Annotated in this window: 7 protein-coding genes; 5 read left to right on the top strand and 2 right to left on the bottom strand. The window is 54.6% G+C overall.

Features of this window, described 5'->3' with window-relative positions; genetic code table 11:
- The 5 genes from WBC85_RS13755 to WBC85_RS13735 all read left to right on the top strand — a co-directional run.
- A partial coding sequence (locus WBC85_RS13755) for a 5'-nucleotidase C-terminal domain-containing protein (RefSeq protein WP_424438294.1) occupies positions 1-866 on the top strand: 866 nt, incomplete at its 5' end.
- Positions 867-892: 26 nt separating this feature from the next.
- The gene (soxC, locus tag WBC85_RS13750; RefSeq protein ID WP_424438291.1) at positions 893-2,158 is read left to right on the top strand and encodes a sulfite dehydrogenase; all 1,266 of its coding nucleotides are present in this window, start codon (positions 893-895) and stop codon (positions 2,156-2,158) included.
- Positions 2,142-3,206: a c-type cytochrome gene (locus tag WBC85_RS13745; protein WP_424438288.1), complete on the top strand. Its 1,065-nt coding sequence runs from the start codon at positions 2,142-2,144 to the stop codon at positions 3,204-3,206. Before soxC ends, WBC85_RS13745 begins: the two co-directional genes overlap by 17 nt.
- Positions 3,207-3,926, top strand: a complete 720-nt coding sequence (locus WBC85_RS13740) for a c-type cytochrome (protein WP_424438285.1) — start codon at positions 3,207-3,209, stop codon at positions 3,924-3,926.
- 25 nt (positions 3,927-3,951) lie between these two features.
- The gene (locus tag WBC85_RS13735; RefSeq protein ID WP_424438282.1) at positions 3,952-5,223 is read left to right on the top strand and encodes an FCSD flavin-binding domain-containing protein; all 1,272 of its coding nucleotides are present in this window, start codon (positions 3,952-3,954) and stop codon (positions 5,221-5,223) included.
- 66 nt (positions 5,224-5,289) lie between these two features.
- Here the strand turns inward: WBC85_RS13735 and WBC85_RS13730 are convergent, their stop codons facing one another.
- Positions 5,290-5,859, bottom strand: coding sequence for a Hint domain-containing protein (locus WBC85_RS13730; protein WP_424438297.1), 570 nt, complete (start codon positions 5,857-5,859; stop codon positions 5,290-5,292).
- Positions 5,860-5,864: 5 nt separating this feature from the next.
- Entirely contained in the window at positions 5,865-6,497 is a 633-nt protein-coding gene (locus WBC85_RS13725) for a lamin tail domain-containing protein (protein WP_424438279.1), read from the bottom strand.
- Between the last annotated feature and the right edge of the window lie 89 nt (positions 6,498-6,586).

The following is a 6,586-nucleotide window of genomic DNA, read 5'->3' as shown; positions in this document are numbered from 1 at the left end:
GCCTAAGCCACAACGGTTTTGACGTAGATAAGAAGATGGCCGGCGTCGTGACAGGCATCGACGTTATTCTGTCGGGTCACACCCATGACGCGCTGCCAGAGCCTGCTTTGGTTGGTGAGACGATCATTGTCGCATCAGGGTCCAACGGTAAATTCGTATCCCGCGTTGATCTGGATGTGCGTGACGGGCGTATGATGGGCTTCCGTCACAAGCTGATCCCGATTTTCGCCGATGTGATCGAACCTGACAAAGAAGTTGCTGCGCTTATTGACGAGCAGCGCGCGCCATATGCGAGCGAGTTGAGCGAAGTGATCGGTAAGACCGATAGCCTTCTGTATCGCCGAGGTAACTTTAACGGCTCTTGGGATGATCTGATTTGCGATGCGCTGATTTCCGAGCGCGAAGCAGATATCGCTATGTCGCCCGGCGTGCGTTGGGGCCCAAGCATTCTGCCCGGGCAGGACATCACGCGAGAAGACATCTTCAACGTGACATCCATGACGTATGGCAAAGCCTATCGCACTGAAATGACAGGTGAGTTCATCCATGTGATCCTTGAGGATGTGGCTGACAACCTGTTCAATCCCGATCCCTATTACCAGCAGGGCGGCGACATGGTTCGCATTGGTGGCATGGGTTACCGCATTGACGTGACCAAGAAGCAGGGCGAGCGGATCACTGACATGACCTTGCTCAAAACAGGTGAAAAGATTGATCCGAGCAAGACCTACGTGGTCGCGGGCTGGGCTTCGGTCAATGAAGGCACAGAAGGTCCGCAAATTTGGGATGTGGTCGAAAACCATATTCGCGCACAGGGCACGGTGAAGCTGGATCCGAATAATTCCGTCACCGTTGTTGGCGTCTAAAGTATAACATTAAACAGGAGCGACAAATGTCTGATACACATTTGAAAAATGCCTCTCGCCGTCAGTTCTTGTCTGGCGCGGCAGCTGTCGGGGCTGGCACCCTCGCAGGGGGAGCCGCGCAAGCTGCGGGCGATCCACTGATTATGGAAACGCAGGAATTCGCCAGCGGCCTTGGCGCGGGCGTTGATGAAACACCCTATGGTTTGCCGATCAAATTCGAAGACGATGTGGTGCGCCGCAACGTTGAATGGTTGACGGCTGACACGATCAGCTCGATCAACTTTACACCGATCCACGCGTTGGATGGTACAATCACGCCGCAGGGTTGTGCGTTTGAACGTCACCACTCTGGCGCGATTGAAATGTCGAAAGACGAGTATCGTCTGATGATCCACGGTCTTGTCGATGAGCCGCTGATCTTTACCTACGCCGACCTTGAGCGTTTCCCGCGTGTGACGCGCACCTTCTTCCTTGAGTGCGCAGCGAACACCGGCATGGAGTGGGCAGGGGCGCAGCTGAATGGCGCTCAGTTCACCCACGGCATGATCCACAACATGGAATATACGGGCGTTACCCTACGCACCTTGCTAGAAGAAGCCGGCGTAAAAGCCGAAGGCAAATGGGTCTATGTCGAGGGTCACGATGCCTCTTCGAACGGCCGTTCCATCCCGCTGGAAAAAGCGTTGGATGACTGCATGATCGCGTTCAAAGCCAATGGTGAAGCGCTTCGCATGGAGCATGGCTATCCCGTGCGCTTGGTCGTTCCCGGTTGGGAAGGCAACATGTGGGTCAAGTGGCTCCGCCGCATTGAAGTTACTGAAATTGCTGTAGAAAGCCGCGAAGAAACGTCCAAGTACACCGACGTTCTTGAAAACGGTATTGCGCGCAAATGGACATGGGCGATGGATGCGAAATCCGTTGTTACATCGCCAAGCCCGCAAGCACCCATCAAGCACGGCAAGGGGCCATTGGTCATCACGGGCCTTGCTTGGTCTGGTCGCGGCGCGATTACCCGCGTTGATGTGTCCAAAGACGGTGGCAAGACGTGGGAAACCGCCCGCCTTGCTGCGCCCGGTCAGGACATGGCGCTTACGCGGTTCTATCTGGACACGGATTGGGATGGCTCCGAGATGCTGTTGCAAAGCCGTGCGATGGATAGCACGGGCTATGTGCAACCAACCAAAGCAGAGCTGCGTGAAGTGCGCGGACTTAACTCGATTTATCACAACAACTGCATCCAGACCTGGCATGTGAAAGAAGATGGAGAGGCGGAAAATGTCGAAGTTTCTTAAACTTGTAGGCTCTTCAGCTCTTTGTGCGAGCCTTATCGCGGCGCCAGCTATGGCCGAAAAAATGGGCCTTGGCCGGACGGCTTTGCCCGAAGAAATCGCGGCATGGGATCATGATGTCAGCCCTGATGGTACGGGCCTACCTGTCGGTTCTGGCAATGCATATGATGGCGAGGCAGTCTTTGCTGAGCATTGTGCGATCTGCCACGGCGATTTTGCTGAAGGCGTAGACAACTGGCCTAAACTGGCTGGTGGTGCAGATACGCTGGCGGACGAAGACCCGTTGAAAACGGTTGGCTCTTACTGGCCGCACCTCAGCACAGCGTTTGACTATGTGAAACGATCCATGCCATTTGGCGCTGCGCAGACACTTAGCGATGACGATGTTTATGCAATCGTTGCCTATATTCTCTACTCCAACGATCTGGTGGAGGACGATTTCGAGCTGTCGAATGAGAACTTCCTAGACGTCGAAATGCCGAACAAAGACGGCTTCATCCTTGATGATCGCGAAACCTCCGAGGCGCATTTCTGGAAGGCCGAGCCTTGCATGGTTGATTGTAAAGACACGGTCGAAATCACCATGCGCGCAACGGTTCTGGATGTGACCCCTGACGAGCCTGACGCCGAAGAAGCAGCAGCGCCAGCCGAAGAAGAAACCGTTGAAACCGCTGAAGCGGTTGCCGAAGAAGCACCAAAGGAAGAGGCTGTCGTTGCCGCTGCGTTTGATGCGGATTTGGCGGCGAAGGGTGAAAAAGTCTTTAAGAAGTGCAAAGCCTGCCATCAGGTCGGCGAGGGCGCGAAGAATAAGACTGGTCCACATTTGAACAATGTGATGGGCCGCGCGTTTGGCGGCATTGAGGGCTTCAAATACTCAAAAACCATGTCTCAAATGGGCGCTGACGGACTTGTATGGAACGATGAAACCCTTGCGGAATTCCTTGCTAACCCCAAGTCCTACGTGAAGAAAACCAAGATGTCCTTTGCTGGCCTCAAGAAGGAAAGCGACGTTCTGGCAATCACTGAATATCTAAAATCAGTGAGCCAATAAATGAGGGGAGGTTTTATTACTGCCCTGACAACTGCCGCATTGCTTTTCGGCTTTGCGGCAGTTGCCGATGAAACGGCTGTTCCTTTGGGCGACGCTGAGAACGGTGCCAAGATCTTCCGCAAATGTTCTGGATGCCACCAAGTTGGACCAGATGCAAAGCATCGCACCGGGCCGCTCTTGAACGGTATTTTTGGCGCGAACGCGGGCGCTGCTGAAGACTTCTTTTATTCCAAGGGCCTGCAGCGCGCTGCGGCGGACGGGCTGGTTTGGGATTACGAACATCTTGATGCCTACATAGAAAACCCCAAGGCACTGGTCTCTGGCACGCGGATGAGCTTTCGCGGCATTAAGGACGAGCAGGATCGTCATGATGTGCTTGCCTACCTGCGCCGTTTCTCTGACAACCCCTCCAACATTCCTGAAGCAGAACCGACTGCGCAACATGTCGAAGTCGAACTGCCACCTGAAATCCTTGCGATCGTTGGTGATCCTGAATACGGCGAATATCTTGCGAATGAATGCCTTACCTGCCACCAAGCTGGCGGCTCTGACCAAGGTATTCCGTCCATCACGCGCTGGCCGGTGGAAGACTTCGCAATTGCGATGCATGCCTACAAGCGCAAGCTACGCCCCCATCCTGTGATGCAAATGATGGCCTCTCGGCTATCTGACGAAGAGATTGCGGCGCTTGCCGCATATTTTAAGGAGCTCGAAGAATAGGGCTTCGTTCAAGGGAGGAACTAAAATGAAACTTAATAGACGTGTTTTTATTGGAACAGGCGTTGCGGCAGCAGCATCGGTTCTATCCGCGCCGATGGTCAAAGCGGCTTCGCATGGCCGACCCAAAGTCGTCGTCGTTGGCGGCGGTGCTGGCGGCGCAACTGCAGCGCGCTACATCGCAAAAGACAGCAAAGGCGAGATTGACGTTACGCTGATCGAACCATCGCGCAGCTATTACACCTGCTTCTTCTCCAACCTCTACATTGCCGGTTTCCGCGATCTGCAAAGCATCGCGCATAGCTATGGCACGCTTGCGTCCCAATATGGCGTAAACGTTGTGCATGACTGGGCGGTCGGCATTGATCGTGATGCGCGAACTGTATCGCTCGCAGGGGGCGGCGCGGTGCCTTATGATCGTTTGATCCTTAGCCCGGGCATCGACTTTGTAGATGGTGCAGTTGCTGGTTGGGATCTGTCATCGCAAAACAAGATGCCACATGCCTACAAGGCGGGTAGCCAGACTGAATTGCTCAAAGCGCAGATCGAAGCAATGCCGCAAGGCGGTACTTTCGCAATGGTTGCGCCGCCAAACCCCTATCGCTGCCCTCCTGGCCCGTATGAACGGGTTTCCATGGTCGCGCATCTGTTGAAGGCGACAAACCCGACGGCAAAGATCATCGTGGCGGACCCTAAAGACAAGTTTTCCAAGCAAGGCCTTTTCCAAGAGGGATGGGCGAACAACTATGCTGGCATGGTTGAGTGGATCGGCTCAGACTTTGGCGGTGGGAATGTCGAAGTGAACCCCGATGAAATGACGGTTTCTATCGACGGCGAAGTGACCAAAGTGGATGCGTGTAACGTCATTCCAGCGATGAAAGCGGGCCGCATTTGCGAACTTGCGGATATTACGGAGGGCAACTGGGCGCCGGTGAACGGACATACCATGCAATCGCGCATTGATGAAAACATCCACGTGCTCGGCGATGCGACCAATCAGGGCGACATGCCGAAATCCGGCTTCTCTGCGAACTCTCAGGCGAAAGTGGCGGCAATGGCCGTGCGCGGCGCTTTGACAGGTTCCAAGGTCTTCCCGGCGAAGTTCTCCAACACATGCTGGTCTTTGATCGACACGGACAACGGCGTCAAAGTGGGTGCGACCTATGAGGCGACGGATGAGAAGATCGCCAAAGTAGACGGCTTTATCTCTGCCACGGGCGAAGATGCCGCGCTGCGCAAGGCAACCTATGAGGAAAGCATCGGCTGGTACGCGGGTATCACCGCCGACATGTTTGGCTGATAGGCGAAACGCCGTAAAAAATCCGAAAACCGCGCTCTGTGTTTAAGGGCGCGGTTTTTTCATGTGTTACGCCCAAGCTAAGGTTATGGGTTTGCTGTTGCGCAAGTGGCGCGCAATTAAATGGCGCGCTTGCTTCATTGGCGTAAGCTGGCGGGCAGGGACGACGGCGTGTTTTTCAATTTGCGATTTGCTCAGCCCGAGAAGCGCCATCGCCTCGTTAAGCGCGGGTTCGGGAATGGATGTGAGCGCTTGTGGTCCGAAGTAAAGGCTTTCGCTGCGAATGCCCTCGGAAATGACAATGTCGTGGGCATCAAGCATAACGTGATGATAGCTAAGCGCACGGTTCGGTCTGTGCAATCTAACCCCGGGAAGGTCCAGAAGTGCCTTTGCGGGCACGAGCACCTCGCGAGAGCCAAACATGCGTTTTGCGATTGGGCCGTCTACTAGAATGCGGTGTTGCTGTGATACGTAAAGATCGCGCTTGGGCAGACCAATGCCCAGTGCATCCTGCGCAATGCAAATCGGCGCAAGGTTGGGTGAGGCTTGCATCTGCGCCGCGCTCCAGTGTTTTGCGTAGACCCAGCGCACCGGCGCATGCCGCCCGTCCGCGGTTATCAGCATATCACCTGCTGCCAGCGTTTCTACAGGGCGCGCTCCGCAGGGGGTAAGCAGTTCTGTACCGTCAACAAAGCAGATGTTTGTTGTGCCCGGGGTCGGGGTGTCCGATGAAAACGTATTGGCACCATCCCCTGTGCGCTGCACGATTGGCCGTCGGTATCATTGCCAAAATCCTCACCCGAGCCGATACGCGTTGCCGTGCCTGAGAAACCGGAATATCCGCTAGCACCAAGTGTCGGGTCGTCCAGTGCATCGCCATTATAGGTTGCCTGAACAAATTCGTCGTTGGTGGGATCATAAAGCGTAACATTATCGCCGCCGTTGTTGATAAGCGGCGATCCGCGCCCTGCATCAAAAAACAGATCCCCGGGATCACCTGTTGGCAATGCACCGCCTGCTTGTACGCCAGACAAAACCATTGCGTGCCCGCCCGCCGCAAGGATTGTTCCGGGCGGAAAAACAAACCACTGGCCGACGCCAGCATCCCATAATTCAAGGCCTGAAATGTCAATCGGGCTGCCAGATGTGTTGTAAAGTTCGATATATTCGTCGGTTGCGTCTGCGGTGCCGTTCCCGTCAGTATCGAAATTCAGCGCACCATTCGGATCAACGAGAATCTCGTTGATAACAATACCTCCTAGCAGTGTATCAGGCATCTCTTTGCCCTCGAATGGTTACGCAACGCCTTGTAGGTATATCCCCAAGTTGAATTTAGTAAGGAAACAATGTGTTCTAATTTCACGCA

This window comes from Planktotalea sp., assembly GCF_049680325.1.
Classification (GTDB): domain Bacteria; phylum Pseudomonadota; class Alphaproteobacteria; order Rhodobacterales; family Rhodobacteraceae; genus Planktotalea.
Note: the sequence above shows the minus strand (reverse complement) of the source record. Positions and strands in the feature narration are given on the sequence as shown.

Excerpts from the sequence above, each read along its gene's own strand:
- WBC85_RS13745 (WP_424438288.1), top strand. The coding sequence starts at position 2,142 with ATGTCGAAGTTTCTTAAACTTGTAGGCTCTTCAGCTCTTTGTGCGAGC.
- WBC85_RS13725 (WP_424438279.1), bottom strand. The coding sequence starts at position 6,497 with ATGCCTGATACACTGCTAGGAGGTATTGTTATCAACGAGATTCTCGTT.
- WBC85_RS13740 (WP_424438285.1), top strand. The coding sequence starts at position 3,207 with ATGAGGGGAGGTTTTATTACTGCCCTGACAACTGCCGCATTGCTTTTC.
- WBC85_RS13735 (WP_424438282.1), top strand. The coding sequence starts at position 3,952 with ATGAAACTTAATAGACGTGTTTTTATTGGAACAGGCGTTGCGGCAGCA.
- soxC (WP_424438291.1), top strand. The coding sequence starts at position 893 with ATGTCTGATACACATTTGAAAAATGCCTCTCGCCGTCAGTTCTTGTCT.